General features: G+C 68.0%; 15 protein-coding genes and 1 tRNA gene. 3 read left to right on the top strand and 13 right to left on the bottom strand.

Going from position 1 to position 17,242, the window contains the following annotated elements:
• Positions 1-566: 566 nt before the first annotated feature.
• From ACPPVS_RS01390 to ACPPVS_RS01355, 8 genes are all read right to left on the bottom strand, one after another.
• The gene (locus ACPPVS_RS01390; RefSeq protein ID WP_426594173.1) at positions 567-1,436 is read right to left on the bottom strand and encodes a carbohydrate ABC transporter permease; all 870 of its coding nucleotides are present in this window, start codon (positions 1,434-1,436) and stop codon (positions 567-569) included.
• Positions 1,433-2,386, bottom strand: coding sequence for a carbohydrate ABC transporter permease (locus tag ACPPVS_RS01385; RefSeq protein ID WP_426594172.1), 954 nt, complete (start codon positions 2,384-2,386; stop codon positions 1,433-1,435). The genes ACPPVS_RS01390 and ACPPVS_RS01385 overlap by 4 nt, the downstream gene beginning before the upstream one ends.
• Before the next feature lie 64 nt (positions 2,387-2,450).
• On the bottom strand, positions 2,451-3,785 hold the full coding sequence (locus ACPPVS_RS01380) for an ABC transporter substrate-binding protein (RefSeq protein WP_426594171.1): 1,335 nt from the start codon (positions 3,783-3,785) through the stop codon (positions 2,451-2,453).
• 64 nt (positions 3,786-3,849) lie between these two features.
• Positions 3,850-5,994: a glycoside hydrolase family 36 protein gene (locus tag ACPPVS_RS01375; RefSeq protein ID WP_426594170.1), complete on the bottom strand. Its 2,145-nt coding sequence runs from the start codon at positions 5,992-5,994 to the stop codon at positions 3,850-3,852.
• Positions 5,995-6,201: 207 nt separating this feature from the next.
• On the bottom strand, positions 6,202-7,266 hold the full coding sequence (locus tag ACPPVS_RS01370) for a LacI family DNA-binding transcriptional regulator (protein ID WP_426594168.1): 1,065 nt from the start codon (positions 7,264-7,266) through the stop codon (positions 6,202-6,204).
• Between the two features lie 213 nt (positions 7,267-7,479).
• On the bottom strand, positions 7,480-8,505 hold the full coding sequence (locus tag ACPPVS_RS01365) for a hypothetical protein (protein ID WP_426594166.1): 1,026 nt from the start codon (positions 8,503-8,505) through the stop codon (positions 7,480-7,482).
• Positions 8,502-9,389, bottom strand: a complete 888-nt coding sequence (locus ACPPVS_RS01360) for an ABC transporter ATP-binding protein (protein WP_426594164.1) — start codon at positions 9,387-9,389, stop codon at positions 8,502-8,504. The genes ACPPVS_RS01365 and ACPPVS_RS01360 overlap by 4 nt, the downstream gene beginning before the upstream one ends.
• Positions 9,386-9,871, bottom strand: coding sequence for a GntR family transcriptional regulator (locus tag ACPPVS_RS01355; RefSeq protein WP_426594162.1), 486 nt, complete (start codon positions 9,869-9,871; stop codon positions 9,386-9,388). Before ACPPVS_RS01355 ends, ACPPVS_RS01360 begins: the two co-directional genes overlap by 4 nt.
• A 186-nt stretch (positions 9,872-10,057) precedes the next feature.
• Between ACPPVS_RS01355 and ACPPVS_RS01350 the strand changes: the two genes are divergently transcribed.
• Positions 10,058-10,354, top strand: coding sequence for a hypothetical protein (locus ACPPVS_RS01350; protein WP_426594160.1), 297 nt, complete (start codon positions 10,058-10,060; stop codon positions 10,352-10,354).
• The gene (locus ACPPVS_RS01345) at positions 10,248-11,021 is read left to right on the top strand and encodes an SAM-dependent methyltransferase (protein WP_426594158.1); all 774 of its coding nucleotides are present in this window, start codon (positions 10,248-10,250) and stop codon (positions 11,019-11,021) included. The genes ACPPVS_RS01350 and ACPPVS_RS01345 overlap by 107 nt, the downstream gene beginning before the upstream one ends.
• A 264-nt stretch (positions 11,022-11,285) precedes the next feature.
• Here the strand turns inward: ACPPVS_RS01345 and ACPPVS_RS01340 are convergent, their stop codons facing one another.
• Positions 11,286-11,876 (bottom strand): hypothetical protein, encoded by a 591-nt coding sequence (locus tag ACPPVS_RS01340; protein WP_426594156.1) that lies wholly within the window; start codon positions 11,874-11,876, stop codon positions 11,286-11,288.
• Between the two features lie 439 nt (positions 11,877-12,315).
• Here ACPPVS_RS01340 and ACPPVS_RS01335 point away from each other — a divergent pair, with 439 nt between their 5' ends.
• Complete coding sequence (locus ACPPVS_RS01335; RefSeq protein ID WP_426594154.1) at positions 12,316-12,801, top strand: DUF1990 family protein; 486 nt, start codon at positions 12,316-12,318, stop codon at positions 12,799-12,801.
• Positions 12,802-13,408: 607 nt separating this feature from the next.
• On the opposite strand, the gene ACPPVS_RS01330 is transcribed toward ACPPVS_RS01335, so the two are convergent.
• The 4 genes from ACPPVS_RS01330 to ACPPVS_RS01315 all read right to left on the bottom strand — a co-directional run bounded on the left by ACPPVS_RS01330 (position 13,409) and on the right by ACPPVS_RS01315 (position 17,217).
• Positions 13,409-13,888, bottom strand: a complete 480-nt coding sequence (locus ACPPVS_RS01330) for a hypothetical protein (protein WP_426594152.1) — start codon at positions 13,886-13,888, stop codon at positions 13,409-13,411.
• 1,089 nt (positions 13,889-14,977) lie between these two features.
• Positions 14,978-15,050: transfer RNA gene (locus ACPPVS_RS01325), tRNA-Thr, on the bottom strand.
• Positions 15,051-15,123: 73 nt separating this feature from the next.
• A complete protein-coding gene (locus tag ACPPVS_RS01320; RefSeq protein ID WP_426594151.1) occupies positions 15,124-15,579 on the bottom strand; it encodes a hypothetical protein in 456 nt (151 codons plus the stop codon).
• 48 nt (positions 15,580-15,627) lie between these two features.
• Positions 15,628-17,217, bottom strand: coding sequence for an alpha/beta hydrolase (locus ACPPVS_RS01315; protein ID WP_426594149.1), 1,590 nt, complete (start codon positions 17,215-17,217; stop codon positions 15,628-15,630).
• Positions 17,218-17,242 lie beyond the last annotated feature (25 nt).

Here is a 17,242-nt window from a genome sequence, read left to right as displayed (position 1 = left end):
GGTCATCGCCTCAGTCAAGGTGTCCGGAGAAGCGGGTCAGGCTCACGCCCAAGCCGGCGGACCTCGAATTGACCACTCTGCTCTAGCTGGCCCACGCGCTGCGTTGGCGGCGTCGGTAAAGGCGCAGTCCGGCGAGCAACCACACGCAGCTCGGGTCACGACGTAGCCGAACAGCGACGACGGCACGCCCGCACTGGCACCCCATTGGCTACCAGTGCGCCTCGGCACGCAAATCAGCCGCGCAAGACTGGGGCCGCAAACAGCGTATTCGCTGATCGCGGGCACTTTTTCGGAGCCGCTTTGGGGAGGCGAACTCCAGACCTTCTCATTACGAGGTACATCGAGAGGTGTGGTCGAGGTCGAGTGGCGTCGATCTGCGCAGGTCAGGGCGTCGACGTCGTCCACGTTCGTACCCAGTCGTGCGCGCCGATTTGCGGCAGATGGCACCCACGATGGCCGCGCCTGCTTCACGTTGTGAGCACGTTGCTACATCCGCGGGTCCGGTGTTCGGGAAAGCGTCAAGCTCCCTGCGTGGGTTGCCGCCTATGGCCGTCTTCTCCCCCGACCTACTTGACGGCGCCCGAGGTGATCCCGGAGATGATCTTGCGCTGGGCGATGATGAAGGTGAGCAGGAGCGGCAGGCTCATGAGGATCACGTAGGCGAAGATCAGGTGCCAGTTGTTGAGGTACAGGCCGGCCGATGCGACGTTGTAGAGGTTGAGCGGGAGTGTCTGCACGCGTCCGCCGATGACGAAGAACGCGTAGAAGATGTCGTTCCAGATGTACAGGCAGATCAGGATCGTTGCGGTGCTCAGGACGGGAACGAGCAGCGGCAGGATCACCTTGAGGAAGACGCGCAACGGTCCGGCGCCGTCGACCCGGGCAGCTTCTTCGAGCTCGTGCGGAATCGTGCGGACGAAGCCGGTGACGAAGAAGATGACTGTCGAGAGGTACATGCCGACGTAGACGCCGACCATACCGACGATAGAGCCGGCGAGGTGGAGCTGGCGCAGCAGCAGCACGATCATCACGACGGCCGGGGGGAGCACGATCCCGGAGATCGCCAGGGCGTAGAAGACGGCGACGACGCGTGACGTGCGCCGGGCCAGGATCCAGGCCGCGGCTGAGCCGAATATCAGGACGATGAAGACCGCGGGCACCATGATGACCAGCGAACCGAGGAACGCGGTGGGGACGTGCCCGTCGTGCCAGACCTGGGCCAGGTTCTGCCAGAGCTGCCAGTGCTGCGGCAGGGCGAGGTTCGGGTTGAGCGCCTCGGCCTGCGTCTTGCCGGCGGTGACGACGATGATCCACAGTGGCATGCCCACCAGCAGCACGACCGCGAGGATGACGACGAACGGCTGCAGTCGCGCCCAGGGGCCACGACGTCCCCCGAGGGAGCGGTTGGTCGGGCGGGTGGCGGCGGTGGTGCTCACAGGACGTCCTCTCGGCGGCGCAGCATCGTGATGAGCGGGATGGCCAGCGCGATCACGGCCAGGAAGAGCACAAGGCTCATGGTCGTGGCCTGGGCGAACAAGCCCTGGCCGAAGGTGCGAAAGATGAAGATGTTCAGAAGCTCGGTGGAGCGGGCCGGGCCACCGGCCGTGGTGGCCTGGACGATGTCGAACCCGTTCATCGATCCCAGCAGTGCGGTGGCGACGTTGAAGGTCACGGCCGGCGCTAGCAGGGGGAACCGGATCTTCCAGAACGTCATCCACGGGCCGGCCCCGTCGAGGCGGCTCGCCTCCAGGACGTCTTCACTGATGGTCTTCAGTCCGGCCAGGTAGATGAGCATCGACAAGCCCATCCACTTCCAGGCATGGATGGTGGCGACGACCAGGATCGTCCAGGTCGTGCTGCCCAGCCAGGGGATCGTGACGTCGTGGCCGAGCAGGGTGGTCAGTATGCCGTTCAATGCGCCGGTGGGCTTGAGGATCGCCTGGAACACGTAGCCGACCGCCAGGGCGGACATGACCACGGGGATGAAGAACATGACACGAGCGAACCTATTCACGCGGGTGTCGGCCTCGAGGAGCAGGGCCAGTAGGAGCCCGAACAGATTCTGGAGGAGGGCGACCAGCACCGCATAGGTCAACGTGACCTTCAGGGCACGCACGATGTCGCCCGTCTCGAACAGGCGCGTGAAGTTCTCGACGCCGACGAAGTTGATCTCGGACTTGAAGCTGGACCAGTTCGTGAACGCGTAGACGAAGTTGAAGATGGTGGGCAAGAAGAAGAACACACCCAGGAACAGGAACGCCGGTGCGGCGAAGGCCCAGGGGTGGGTGCCTGCCCGCCGGGTCTTGTTGGCTCGGTCGGGCCGACCGTGTCTGGACCGGGAGGCGGGCGTGCCGACCTCGTTCTGGGCCAGTGTGGGGGTGCTCATCGGATGCTCCTCGTGGTGCGCCGGGGCCGCCTCGCCGCGTGGCGGGCGGCCCCGGCAGTCGATGCTAGAAGCCGGCGACGCCCTGCGCGGAGGCGAGCTGGGCGAACTGGTCCTGCGTCTGCTGAGCGACCTGTTCCGGGGTGAGGCTGCCCTGGATCATGTCTCCGAGCCGCAGGTACAGGTCGGGGTTGGCCACGGCCAGGGCCTGCATCGAGCCGGCGGACGTGCTCAGGGACTTGGCGACCGCCAGGAGTGCGTCCGGGACGGTGGACGGGGTCGGCACGCTCGGCTGGAGCGAGACGGTGTTCAGCGTGTTCACGAAGTCGGCGTAGCCGTCACCGAGCCAGAAGCTCAGAAGCTGCCGGGAGGCGGCCTCACGCTTGGCGTCGCCCGTCTTGAACGCGACCAGGGCGTTGGACTGGTCGGGGATGTAGGTCCCGACGTTGCCGTCCGTCGAGATCGGGAAGAAGCCGATCTTCTGGTTCAGCTCGTCCGTCTTGGCCAGCGACTGCAGCTGGCTGAAGTAGGAGTTGACCTGCATGACCATGCCGGCGTCACCGGCGAGCAGCGCCTTGCCCTGGTCCTCGAACGTCGCGGTCTTGATGTCGGAGTTGAACAGGCCATCGTCGATCATCTTCTTGTACCCGGTGATCGCGTCGATGATCGGCGCGTCCGTGAACTTGGTCGTGTTGGCGTTCACCTTGTCCCACAGGCCGCCCTGGGCGGCCTCGGCGAGCGGCGCCTGAACCCACCACTGCGTCGCCCACGGCGCACCGGCGTTGCCGCCCATCTCGAAGAACGGGGTCACACCGGCGGTCTTGAGTGTCTGCGCGTCCTGGAGAAGTCCGGTCCAGTTGGTCGGCGTCGAGGTGATCCCCGCCTTCGCAAGGACCTCCTTGTTGTAGTAGACGCCGATCACCGCGGGCGTGCTGATCAGTGCCGCGTAGCGGGTCTTGTCGAAGATGCCCGTGAGGTCCTTCAACGCCGGCTCCATCTTGTCGAGCCACGGCGCGCCATCGAGGGGCTGCAGGTTCGTCTTGGCGTTGATGGCCGCGAGCTGGGAGGCGGTCGGCTGCCAGAACGCGAGGTCGGGCTTGTCACCCGTGGCGACCTTCGTCTGGACGCTCTGCTCGTAGGGGTCGGTGATGGTCACGACGTTGACGGTCGCGCCGGTCTTCTTCTCGAATGCGCTGACCACGGACTTCGGCACGGTGTTCGAGTTCTGCGCCGCCCAGATGGTCAGCTTGACGCCGGACAGCGACGCGTCCTGCGCCGGCCATGCCGCGGCGGTCGCCGACCCGCCGCTGTCGCTGGACCCAGAGCTGGGGTCGGAGCAGGCCGCGGTCAGGAGTCCGATCGCCAGCACGCCTGCGACGAGGGCGGGGTATCGCATCTTCATGGGTATCTCCTCAAGGAGTGACCGGCTTCGGTGCCGGTGACGGTGGAGGGAGGCCTGTCGGTTGTCAGGCCGTGTGAGCTGGGGTGATGCGCAAGATGCGGGCCTGGGGCTCGCTGGTGGAGGTCTCGACGCGGACGGTGCCGTCGTGGAGTCGGGTGAGGGACCAATCGGCCCCTGGTCTCGGTAGCGCGCTGCTGTCCGGGAAGACGACGCTCACGGCGCCGGCCGGCACGTCCAGCACGATCGACTGTTGAGCGCCGCCGCGGAACCACACGGTCACGAGGGTGCTGGCTTCGCACTTGAGGCCGCTGGCTACCCAGGGGTCATCCCAGCGAGGTAGGCCCAGGGGCCAGACAGGAACGGACCGTTCGACGTGGGAGCGTTCGCGTTGCGCAATGTCGACACCGGCGCGGACCAACGCGAGCTGGTCGGGGTTCATGGCGTCGAGGTGGCCCGAGAGGTACAAACGCCCGGACAGACCTGTGCACAAGGTGAAGATGATCTCCTCGTCGCTCATCTCGGGCTGCGGGTAGGCCCAGTTGGCGGCCTGCTCCGGGGAGATCGACATGAGCGCGCCGCTGGCGATGGGTGGGTACAACAGCGGGTTCTGCTGGTCCGAGGTCGACTGCAGGTCGGTGCGGGACAGCATCGCGAAGTCGGAGCGCATGCCACCCGAAGCGCAGTTCTCGATCAGTACCTCGGGATGGCGCGAACGCACCCCGTCGAGCCAGGCCAGGTGCGCCCGGTTGTGCTGCAACAGCCCGTCGCCCGCGCTGTCTGCGGCATGGTCGGTACCCGAGCCGGGGATGACGTTGTAGTCGAGCTTGAAGTAGCCGATGCCGAACTCGTCGACCAGGCGGTCGACGACCGCGTCGAGGCGCTTGATCGAGGCCTCATGGCGTAGGTCCAGGAAGTAGCGGTCGTGCTCGACCACCCGTCGTCCGGCACGCAGCAGGAACGCCTCGTCCGGCAGCTCGTTGGAGACGGGGCTGCGGACACCGACGACCTCCGGCTCGAGCCACAGTCCAGGGACCATGCCACGCTCGCGGATGTGGTCGACCACCACGGCGAGGCCACCCCCCGGGAAGCGGTTCACGGACGGCTCCCAAGCACCCACGAAATCCCACCAGTCGCCTGAGTCGTCGTACCAGCCGGCGTCGATGCAGAACACCTCGGCTCCGGCGGCGGCGGCGGCGTCGACCAACGGCAGGAGCTTGTCGGTCGTGGGGTCACCCATGAGCGTGTTCATGTAGTCGTTGAAGACCACCCACGCACCGGCCCCGGATGGACCCCGCAGGGCGCGGCGGTGGTCGGTCAGGGCGGCGATGGCGCCCTGCCAACCTGTGCTCGCCGAGACCACAGAGACAGGCACGGTCTCGAACTCCTCACCCGGAGCGAGCGCGTGCTGCCAGGCGTGGTCGGTGTCGTTCGGGCCCAACAGGACCACGGCCAGAACTGGCGTTCCGGCGGTGTCGAGTCGCGCACCGATCTCGACGCGCCAGGCCCCGTTGTGCTCGACCTGCCAGGCCAGGGCCGTCCCGTCCTCCTGCTCGGCCAGGACCCCCGCAGGCATCCGCGAGCCGGAGGACCACGTGCTCGCGCTGGAGATGATGCGGGCCCCTCGTCCGTCCTGGTGCTGGTGAGCCGCCAGGTCGAGGCGGACCAGGCCGTCGTTGCCGTCGAGACGGCTCCGCGTCCACCGGCTCTCGCCGAGCCAGTCGCTGTAACCCTCGATCGAGACGACCTCGTCGGCGCCGAAGCGCCCGGCCGGGGCGGAGACGGCGAGGGACGACACCGCCTGCAGCACCAGCGCAGCGGTTCCGTCGTTGCGGACGATCGTGCGTGCCCGCACCGTGTGAGCCTCGACCTGCAGGACGACTCGCACGCGCAGTCCGGTCACCGCGTCGGACTGGACGACGACCACCTCGCGACCGATGCTGCCAAGCCCGTCGAGCATCTCGACGACACGCAGCGAGGCACCGATCGTCGTGGCCGTGTGGCGGATGTTCCCGCTATGACGTCCGTAGCCCACGGCGAGGATCTCCACCAACGGCTGCACCGCGCGCTGGATCAGGGCGTTGTCGCCCTCGGTGGCTCGGTCCCCGCCGACGAGGGCCGCCGCCGACCCGGGGCGGCACACCAGGTGCATCCCGTCAGGACCGTCCCACAGCGTCAGGATCTGCTCCTGCGCTGCGCCTGCGTCGGTCATCGTCGACCCCATCGTCTCGCCCGTCGTCGGTCGAGACCTATGAAAGCGGTGATCAAAGAAAATGGCAAGGCCCCGCGCCAAACGTTACGAACTGCTGTGATATCGCTATCAAATCGTGACCTGTCGTCGCATGGAGACCCCGCGCGCGCGACTGCCGCGGGGCGCGTCGAACCTCACGGCGACCGCCGTGGCGGCACGAACGAGAGATCAGGCGTCGACCTGACCGGCGCGGTGCACAGCCGGGATCCGGTCCGGTCGCGGTGCCAGACCCGACGACCGTCGGACGATCAGGTCCGGGATGATCCGTGAGGTGATCGCCTGATCGCCGCCCGAACGAGCCCGCTCGAGCAGGTGGAACGCGCGCCGGCCAAGCTCGACGAAGTCCTGGCGCACTGTGGTCAGCGCGGGTGACCAGAGCTGCCCCAGTGGGTGGTCGTCGAACCCGATGACGCTGAGGTCATCGGGCACTCGCCGCCCCATATCCTGCGCGGCGCGGATCAGACCCATGGCGAGCTCATCATTGCCGCACAGCACGGCGGTGACGCCGCGGTCGGCGAGCAAGGTCGTCCCGATCTCGTAGCCCGACATCGGGTCCCAGTCCGCCTGGACCACGGGAGGGACCGGAGCGCCGGCCTCGAGCAGCGCATCTCGCCAACCGCGCAGTCGCGAGCTCTCTTTGCCTGCGGACGGGATCGCGACGTGATGAACCGTCGCGTGCCCCAGCTCGAGCAAGTACTGGGTCGCGCGACGGGCTCCGAGCGAGTCGTCCATGTACGCGTGGGCGATGGTGCCCTCGCTCCGCCCGCCCGCGGCCACCGCGACCACGGGCATCCAGGACGGGATGGCGGCAAGCGTGGCGACACCCGGAGGGTCGTACTCCAGCACGATCGCGCCCGAGAGGGGCTGACTCAGGGCGAGGTCGACCGCTTGCTTCACCGATGCCGCCTCGTCGGTCTCGACCACGGAGATGACGACCATGAGTCCCTCGGCGCGCGCAGCCTCCTCGATCCCCTGGATGGTGGTCGCGTAACCGAAGCGAGTCGTGTTCCCGGCGAAGACGGCCAACATCGGCTGCCGACCACCCGCGAGCGCGCGAGCAGCACCGTTCGGGCGAAACCCAAGCTCCTCGATCGCCGCCTGAACCCGCGCGTGACGCTCAGGACTGACCTTGGTGGCACCGGTCAGAACACGCGACACTGTCGGGACCGAGACGCCCGCCACGCGTGCCACATCAGAGATCGTCGGCTGGCGGGCGGAATAGGGGTCGACCACGTTCCTACCGTACGGGAGCGATCCCGATGACCTTCTCACCTCGCGGTAGATCAAGGGGTGCGGGTACCGACGGGTGGCGTCTGTCTACGCAGGTCAGGGCGCCCAGGTGTTCCGGCGGCGTACACGCTCGTGCACGCGGATTCTCGGCGTTTGGCACCCAGGATGGCCCCAACCCCGCGTCCAGCGCGCGCGAGGTCGGAGGCCGCGCATCGGCTACGCGTCACGATGCTTGAGGAGCAAAAGGGTGGCAGCGATGATCGTGCCGGCGAGCACGGCGAGCCAGCCGAACTCGATCCATTGCATCGCCCAGTAGCGGCTGCCGGGTTGGTAGCTGGTCCATTGGGTGTAGCCATGGTGGAGGAGATAGGTGATCGGGTCGTCGCTGATGGCGCCTGGGGAGACTGACTGGCTTCCTGTGTCGATCTGCTGCAATCCGGCCGCTCGCAGGACGGAGTCAAGGTCGGCCGTGCCGACGTGGGCGCCGGCCTTCTCCCACCACTGGGAAACGGTCTGGGATCCGGCAACGTAGTCCAGACTGCTGGTCTTGACCGGCGTGAGGTACTGCCAGCGCACTCTCGAGGCGGCGAAGGCGACTCCAAAGGTCGCTATGACGGCGGTGCCGAGGGCTGGCAGCGCCCGTCGCAGCAGGAGCCCGGCCAGCAGGCCGACGGCGTAGGCGAGCAGGGCCCAGCCGATGACTGCGACTCCCGTCCAGGGTATCGCCGCGAGTCGAGGGGCCACGTCCGCGGACCACAGCGGTTGGTCGTGCCAGCTGATGAGAGCTCCGAGGCCTCCGGCGAGTGAGGCGACGACGACCGCGCCGCTGGTGATCATGGCGTAGGCCCAGCGGGTTCGGCCGACGCCTTGGGTCCAGGTGTAGCGGAATGTGCCGCTCTCGAGCTCGCGGCCGAGCAGTGGTGCGCCGGTGAACGCCCCGATGAGCAGGGGCGCGAACAGGAACAGGGCGCTCAGGATGGCTGGATTGGAGTTGGCGTTGCTGAAGTTGTTCCAGGCAAAGGCGCAGACCTGGGAATGCGCCGGGGTGCAGGCCTGGACGGTGTGCCAGGCCGATCGGCTCCGGAATCCGGTGACGACTAGGTAGACCGTTACGCCTGCGAGCACGGCGAGCGTTGCGGTCAGGGTGCCGCGGTGCCGGCGCCACACCACCCAGCCGAGCCGATGCCAGGGCAGCGGCTTGGGGGTGACGGACGGGACCGCGGCGAGGGTGATGGTGCTCATCGGATCGACTCCATCACGCTGGATTGCGGGGCTTGGCTGCCTTCGCGGAGGTAGGCCATGGCGAGCTCTTCGAGTGTCACAGGACGCGACTCGAAGTCGGCCGTGGCCGGGGGGGCGCCGTGGATGGTGCGGGCGAGCACGTGCTGCTGGGCGCCCGCGCCGGCTGCCTGGATGGTCTGCCAGCCCGGCCCGGGTGTGTGGGCGGTAGGGCCTGTGAGCAGGCGGTGGCTGCCAAGGAGATCATCGACGGCGCCGTCTATGCGTACCTGTCCGTGCGAGATCAGCACGAGACGGTCGGTGACCCGTTCGAGCTCGGCAAGGACGTGTGAGGAGAGCAGAACCGAGACTCCGTCGTCGGCCATTGCCGTCATGACGGTGGCCATGAAGTCGTGACGCGCGAGAGGGTCGAGGGCGGCGGTGGGCTCGTCGAGCACCAGCAGGCGCGGGCGCCTGGCCAGCGCCAGAGTCAGGGCGAGCTGGGCTCGTTGGCCACCGGAGAGCTTTCCGGTCTGACGGCCCGGCGCGATGTCCAGGTCGCGCAGCCGGCGAGATGCATAGGTCTCGTCGAACCCTTGGTTCAGGTTGCGGGTCAGGTGGATCATGTCCTGGGCCGAGAGGTTCCGGTAGAGCGGTGTGTCCTGTGCGACGAACGCAACGCCGTCGAGCGCGGCCTGCGAGCCGGCGCGCAACCCGCCAAGAACAGTGACGTCGCCGCTGCTCGGGGTGGCAAGTCCGACGATCAGGTTGAGCAGCGTGCTCTTGCCCGCGCCGTTCGGGCCGACGAGCGCGACGAGCTGCCCCCCGGGGATCTGCAACGTGCACTCGGACAGTGCAGTGACGCCGCGGTATCGCTTGGTGAGCTCGTGCGTCTCGATGATGTTCACGCGGCCCCTCCTTCCGCTCGGCGTGCGTCCCGGTCGCCCGTGTCGACGGCACCGCGACGTTCAGCGAAATCCCGCAGCGCGCTCGAGAAGAGGGCCACGATGCCGTCCTGATCGAGACCGGACTCGGTCGCATCCGCGAACCACGACGTCAAAGACGCTCGTAGCCCGGTCAGGCCGGCGAGGTCGACCCGCCGGATGTCGGCCCGGATGAAGGTTCCTTGTCCAGGCCGCCCCGTGGTCAGCCCTTTTCCCTCCAGGTCCCGGTAGGCCTTCAGAACGGTGTTGGGATTGATCGCCAGATCCGCGACGACCTCGCGGACCTTCGGCAACTGGTCACCGGCCTTGAGATAACCCAGTCGCAGCGACTGCTCGACCTGCTGGACCAGTTGCAGGTACGTCGGGATCCCCGAACCAGGGTCGAGGGCGAACGCGATCGGCGAGGCCCGATCCTCGGTCCCACCTACCCATTTATCTATGACCATAGTGAAAGGGTATAGCCGCATCGCGCTGGCGGCAAGGCCCCGACGCCCATCGGGCGAACGGCTGACGTAGCTGGCTAACGCCCGAGCAACCGGTGCCGGGCGATTTCGAGTCCAAGCTCGTGGCGCGGATGATGAAGCTGGCCGAGCAGCCGTCCGCGGTGGGGGTATCGGAGGATCCATGGGCCGTTGGCCGCCGAGGGGTGGGCGGTGAACAAGAAGCGTGTCGAGCGGCTGTGGCGTCAGGAGGGCCTGCAGGTGCCCCCACGGCGCGTGAAAGCCAGCGGCGGTAAGGGCGTCGGGCAGGACGCGAACAGCGCCTGGGGGCCGCCGCACAGATCGTTTCCAGTGACAGGTCGGGGGTTGGGAAGATGGCCGGATGACAGATCACAGCACCCTCGTACTACCGCCCCTCTACGAGTCGCTGACCTGGCTCACCCCTCTCTCCGAGGAACGGTCCGCGCGACTCGTGAGATTTCTGTCTGAACCGGAGCCCGCTGAGGTTCTCGACATGGGGTGCGGGTGGGGCGAACTCCTACTTCGGGTCTTGACGGCGGCACCGCAGGCGCAGGGCCGCGGCGTCGACAGCGCAGCGGCCTCGATCGCCCGCGCGACGGAGCAGGCGGCGGTTCGTGGGCTAGCCGATAGAGCGACCTTCGAGGCGATGCCGGGGATGGAACTCGAGAGCGACCCCGCGGACGCAGTTATTTGCATTGGAGCGAGCCAGATCTGGGGGCCGCCGGTAGAAGACGAGCAGCCGGTCGACTACGCCGCAGCTCTGCGTGCCCTCCGAGGTCTGGTGGGCCCCGGGGGTCGGCTGGTCTACGGCGAGGCGATCTGGTCGAAACCCCCTCATCCGGCCGCGACGGCACCCTTGGCTGGTCGTGATGATGAGTACTTGACGGCAGGTGCTCTGATAGAGCAAACCCGCGCCGCTGGATTTGAGGTAGTGGACTGCGATCAGGCAGACCTCCAGGAGTGGGACGTCTTCGAGGCTGGTTTTCGCGCCAGATACACCCGCTGGATAGAACTGAATGGAGCGGATCATCCCGCCGCGGCCGAAGTGCGTGGGCGACACGAGCGTCAGCGCACCGCCTACGAAGACGGCTACCGGGGCGTCCTCGGAATGGCGTACCTCTGCCTACGGGGGTAGAAGGAAAGTCAACTCGCTTCCCGCCAGCCTCGAGGAAGCCATCGCCTCCTCCCGGGCGTGTCGTGCAGAGCCGCCCGCCAGGTCGCAACCGACCGAATATGGCTCGTTGTGGACATCCGACCACGGAGGTCGGCGAACAGCCGCGTGTCCTCAACGCCGGAACTTGGCCCGTCACGTTGGTGCCAGTCGGGTGATCGGGGCGGCGCCGATGGCGGAGTGGTTGCGTTCAGTGTTGTAGGTCGTGAGCCATTTTCAGGGGGCCGGTTACCCCCAGGCTGGAAGGGCGGCCGCCCATCGGTGATCGGCTGGCAGCCCGACGCGGTCCTCGAGCGCGTAGTCGCGGAACCTCGGCGGCAGCAGCACAGGAGCGTCGAACGCAGACTCAAGCAGCAGGTCCCAGCGGTTCTCGTAACGCTCGAACGTGGAAAGGGCCGAGCGCGCCCGGTCCGGTCCGACGTTTCGCTTCCCAGGTGCGATGCCCGGCTCGGTCAGCCAGTGCATGTGCTCTATCCATGCCGCTGCCGCAATGTGGTCACGCGGCGCGACGAAACACCTCACGGGGCCGGTCGGCTGGGCGTCGATCGCGACGAAGACGAACCACTCCCGCGAGTTGCGGGCGCGTGTCTGCTCCTTGAGCCCGAGTGGCCAGGACAAGTTCTGCCCAGAGCCACGCGCACTCTTGACCTGTACCTCGATCATCGCCCGGTTGCCCTGCGTCTGCACTGCAAGGATGTCGGTTCGCTCCAAGCCATCGCGGGTCAACGCCGGCGCCCAGCCATGGCGCGCCAGCATCGACGCGACGTAGTGCTCACCAATCGTCCCGGTCATCTTCGTATCCGCTGGCACGGTCAGCATTGAACACCCCACCGTGCGCCGGAACGGCCTTCAACATCGAGTCGGGGCAGGTGTCTTCGCTGGACCTCCGAGCGGCGTGTCTCCCTGATGGTCACGGTCGTGGCGCTCCTGATGATGGTGACCAATCGAGCATCACGCCGATGATGCGATCAGTGCGCTTCGACACTCTGGCCCCGACGGCGCTAAGCCCTGGTTCTGCGGCGTTGACCGCGCCGCGTCCGTTCGAGGACGACGCCAACCCGGCGGTTGGCGACCGCCGCCCGCGCCGTGCGGTTGTTCGCGGAGGCCGTGCTCATTGACGGGAGCCTGGCCCAGCTGTCGGCCGTCGGGGACGAAGCTGCGTAGGGCCTTGGCCATGGCGCGGGCCGGTAGTGTGCGCGTCGTGGAGCTGGTGCGCGAGCTGGTCGAGTCGGTCGTCGCGGAACGGCTGAGCTGACCTGTGAGCGTCACCTATCCCGAAGTGGGAGCGACCGCCACGGAGCTGCCGGCCGGGTATCACCACCTGCGCGCGTCCACGACGGTCGGGACCGGTCGCGAGCTCTTCGAGCAGCGCGCCGAGACGGTCCTGACCTGGGGCATCCAGCGCGGTGCAGGCCTGGAGGTCGTCCCGGGGCATCGGGTTCGCGTCGGTGAGGACCACCGCATCGGGATCCGTCTCGGACCCGTGCGGGTCTGGGCGCCGTGCCGGATCGTGTACGTCGTCGACGAGCCCGACCGGAAGGGCTTCGCGTACGGGACCCTGCCCGGACATCCCGAGTGTGGGGAGGAAAGCTTCATCGTCGCGCTTCGAGAGGACGGGACCGTCGAGTTCGAGCTCGTCGCGTTCTCCCGCCCCGCCAGCCGCCTGGCTCGTATCGGTGGGCCGGTCACTGCGGCGATCCAGCGTCGGACCACGGTGCGCTACCTCCACGCGGCCCACCCATAGCGGCGCCACAAGCACCCGCTCGTCACGCCAAAGGCGGGTCCACGTCGGCGCGGGCGGCGCTTCGACGACCTTCTCACCTTGCATGAGATGTCATGCCAGTCCCCGGCAGGCGATCGCGAGCGTCTCTGCAGGTCAGGCGGCTGCGCGCTACTCACGAGGGGACTCACGAGCCCTTCAAACGCTCCATCGTGGCTACCACTTGGCACCCAGATTGGCACCCGACGGTCGTTGCGGCCGGCCACGCCTAAGGCCCCGGACTAGCGTTTCCGCTGATCAGGGGCCGTTCGAGGGTGAGCCGCCTTGGAGAATCGAACTCCAGACCTTCTCATTACGAGGTAGATCCGGGGGTACGGGTGAGGTTGGGCGACGTCGATCTCTGCAGGTCAGGGCGCCCAGCTGTTCCAGCGGCGTCCACGCTCGTCCACGCCAACTCGCTGCGGTTGGCACCCAGGGTGGCCCCCGACCTTGACGCGCAACTGTCCGGACAACCGGGTCAGGCTCCGTCTGCGCGAGATGCCGGTCCGGGCACGGTACGGCTCCATCTCGCGCGCACCGGATTAGTGCGAGAACTGACCAGTTGCCCGGCCGGGCTGATCCCCAGCCTGCACTAGGACGGTGAGCGGCAATCTGCGAGACACGCCCCACACCGAAGAGCGCGGGCCTCTAACAGGGTCGTCGCGAAGTCATCTTCCGTGCGAGGCGATAGTCGGCAGCGCGCAGGGGAATTCCTGACTCTGGCCTGATACTCCTTCGTCGTCATGACGTGGCCGTCCACCCAGAACGATCCGGTCGGCAGGGACGTCATCTCCGCGATCTGAGCGGCGTTCTGTACCGCCGTTCCATACGTGTTGCCTTGGGTGTTGATGGTCGCGCTGAACCAAGTCCATCCTGCGTAGCTGCCGTCGACGGAGGTCCAGTCCGCCGAGCCCAGAACGATCCCGGAACTGGCTTCACCAGTGAAGCCCGACGCTTTCCACGGTGGATCGGACGGCACATCGGCCGCCATCCGGTCTACCTCGGCCGACTCCACAGGTTCGTCGGGACAGTTCGGCACAAGGATCGACACGACGCCATCGTCGATACGCACACCGAGCGGTGGAGCGTCAGGTTCTATCTCGCACGAGGAAGCCAGCAGCGCGACAGCCAATACGATGACGAGATTGGGCAGTCGCCCTTTTAACACTTGACATACCCGCCGGCGCACAAATTGGCCCGCTGTTCAAACCTCATTTTTTTCGGATCCCCATTCGCTTGACGCCGGCTACGGCTGGCGCTGCACTCAGCGCACCGAGCGATACCGCCACAACGGCCACACAAGCGACCGCCGACCATGCTGCCCGTCTAACCGCCCGATAACGCCCACCACGCATCACGGCCACCGATCGCGCACCCCTACACCACGGAGTGTGCGGGCGCACGGAAGGTATCGGCAAACCTCGTGAACCGTGGCCGAATCGAGTGACGTTCCCTCTTGCGGCCCAATGAGCTATGACTCGTCGGGCACTTGGTCCGCCCGAGCTGGTCCTTCGCACTCGAGGGAGGCCGCCGCCTTCCTCCGGTCGAAGCAGCTCTGGAGCCGGCCCAGGCTGTGGCGGGGGCGTGGTGCGAGCACGATCGGCCCAGAACGAGTTCCAAGGGGTGCGCCCCGCTGGTCACAGGCATTCGCGCAATCCGCGCAGCCCGCGGTCATCCAGCGGGGCAACGCGGAGCAGGGCTCGCGGCCCTGGTGCTGCTCTCCCATTGGTTACCAAGGCCGCCCGCCGTCGTGCTGGCGCTCACTCCAACCGTGACCCGAACCCGCGACGGTGATGACAGTTCCCATGTGCTCTGTGAGCTCCTGCCGAACCTCCGGGTGTGATGCGCCATCGTCAAGAGGATGGCGATCGGGCTTCACTCTCCGAACGGGAGCCCGTCAGTACGAACCATCTGAGTGCGCGGAGCATTCGAATGACCTTCTCGCTACGCATGAGGTGTCATGCCAGTCCCCGGCAGGCGACCGCGAGCGTCTCTGCAGGTCAGGCGGCTGCGCGCTACTGACGAGGGGACTCACGAGCCCTTCAAACGCTCCATCGTGGCTACCACTTGGCACCCAGATTGGCACCCGACGGTCGTTGCGGCCGGCCACGCCAAAGGCCCCGGACTAGCGTTTCCGCTGATCAGGGGCCCTTCGAGGGTGAGCCGCCTTGGAGAATCGAACTCCAGACCTTCTCATTACGAGTGAGACGCTCTGCCGACTGAGCTAAGGCGGCGTCGTCGCGGTCCGGGGACCTCGGCGAGCGCGCCAACTGTACCCGCACGACCCCGCCCGCTCCAAAGCGAGCCTCAGCCGGTCGGCCGCCCGGGCAGGCAGGCGAGGGCGGCGGCTCCGATCGCGACCACGTCCTCCAGCAGGGCCGCCTGCACGTCGGGCATCCGACCGACGGCCCACCTGCGCCACGACGCGCCCGCGTGGGTGCCGACGAACCCGGCGACCGCGCCCGCGAGCGCGGGGACGACCGGCGGTGCGCCGACCCGGCGCGCGAGCATCACCGCAGCGGTCGCGCCGGCGATCGCGCGGAGCCCGGCGCCGCCGTGGGCCAACCTGCTGGGTGCGGTCGGCAGCTTGTCGCCGACCAGCTCGCCGACGATCGAGGTGGCCGCACCCACGCGGACGACCCGGCGCCCGCCGCCGGTCAGCGTCGCAGACCCCGGGCCCAGCGATGCGCGGGCACCCGACGCCCAGCCGACGAGCAGCGATCGCACGACCAGCCCGGCGCTCAGTCTCTCGGTGACAGCCATGCCGCCACCGTCACCTGGAAGCCGTCGATCGGCAACTCGAGGACGTCCTCAGCAGTGCGTGTCCGGCGCCGGCGCATCGCCACCGAGCAGGTAGGTGTCGACGGCCTTGGTGACGCAGTCGTTGGACGCGCCATAGGCGGTGTGGCCCTCGCCCTTGTAGGTCAGGAGGACGCCGCTCGAGAGCAGTGCGGCCATCTTCTGGGCCCAGGGGTAGGGGGTGGCCGGGTCGTTCGTGGTGCCGATGACGACGATCGGGGGCGCGCCCTGCGCCGAGAAGTCGGTCAGCTCGGGGCCCGACGGGACCGGCCACTTCGCGCAGAGCGTCTCTCCGTACCCGAAGTAGCGGCCGACCGTCGGCGCCACCGCATCGATCTGCGCGGCCTCGGCGCGCATCGCGTCGAAGTCCGGCGTCGGGTCGTTGGGGTGGTCGACGCAGCTGATCGCGTTGAAGGCGTCGATCATGTTCGAGCTGTACGTCCCGTCGGCCTGCCGGTCCGCGTAGAAGTCCGCGAGCTCGAGCAGGACCGTGCCGTCGCCCTTGCGGATGGCCCCCTGCAGCGCCTGGGTGAGGTACGGCCACCAGCTCTTGGAGTAGAGCGGCTGGGCGATGCCCAGGAACGCCAGGGCACCCGTCACCTCGCGGTCCGTGCTGGTGGGCAGGGGGTTCGTGCGCGCACGGTCGAGCAGGCGACGGACCTGGTCGAGACCGTGGTCGACCGATCCCGTCAGCGGACAGTCGCTGCCCGCCTGGCAGTCCGCGACGTACGCCCGCAGGGCACCCTCGAAGCCGGCCGCCTGACCCTCGGACACTTCGTCGCTGGTCAGCGTCGGCGGCAGCGCGCCGTCGAGGACCATCTTGGCGACCGTCGTCGGGAAGAGCGCCGCGTACGTGGCGCCGAGCTCGGTGCCGTACGAGAAGCCGAGGTAGTGCAGCTGGTCGTCACCCAGCGCCGCACGCAGGATGTCGAGGTCGCGGGCCGCGCTGATCGTGTCGACGTGCGCGAGCGCGGGACCGGTCTTCTTCAGGCACGCTGCGCCGTACTCGCCGTAGATGTCGATCACGTGCTGGATGCCCGCGTCGGTCGAGTAGTCGGGGTCGAACGCGAGCAGCTTGTCGGTTCCCGGGCCGTCCAGGCAGGTGATCGGCTTCGAGCGCTGCACACCGCGCGGGTCGAAGGCGACCAGGTCGTAGTGCTTCTGGACGTCCTTGCTGATCCGGTCCTTGGCACCCTTGAGGAAGTCCACGCCCGACGCCCCGGGCCCGCCCGGGTTGATGAGCAGCGAGCCGATCGGGTCGTCGTCCGTGGCCCGGGACCGCGCGAGCGCGATGCCGATCGAACCGCCGGCGGGGTTCGCGTATTCCACGGGCACCTGGGCCGTGGCGCACTCGCCGGCGTCGCACGACGACCACTCGAGCGCCTGGTCGTAGAACGCCGCGAGCGGGCCGGCCGACACCGACGGCGCGGCCGCAGCGGGCGTCGAGATGGTCGTCTGGTTCTTCGGGGCCACGCAGCCGGACAGCAGGAGGGCGAGGCCGACGAGCGTCGCGACGGCGGCGGCGAGACGGCGCGGCCCGCGCGGTCGGCGGTCGTTCGCGTCGCGTCGGGACGCGGCGGGGTGAGCGATCGACGGCAGCATGCCCACACGGTAGCCGTCGCGGCTG

Source organism: Cellulomonas sp. McL0617, from assembly GCF_049994875.1.
Taxonomy (GTDB): domain Bacteria; phylum Actinomycetota; class Actinomycetes; order Actinomycetales; family Cellulomonadaceae; genus Cellulomonas.
This window is presented reverse-complemented; position numbering and strand designations above follow the sequence as displayed.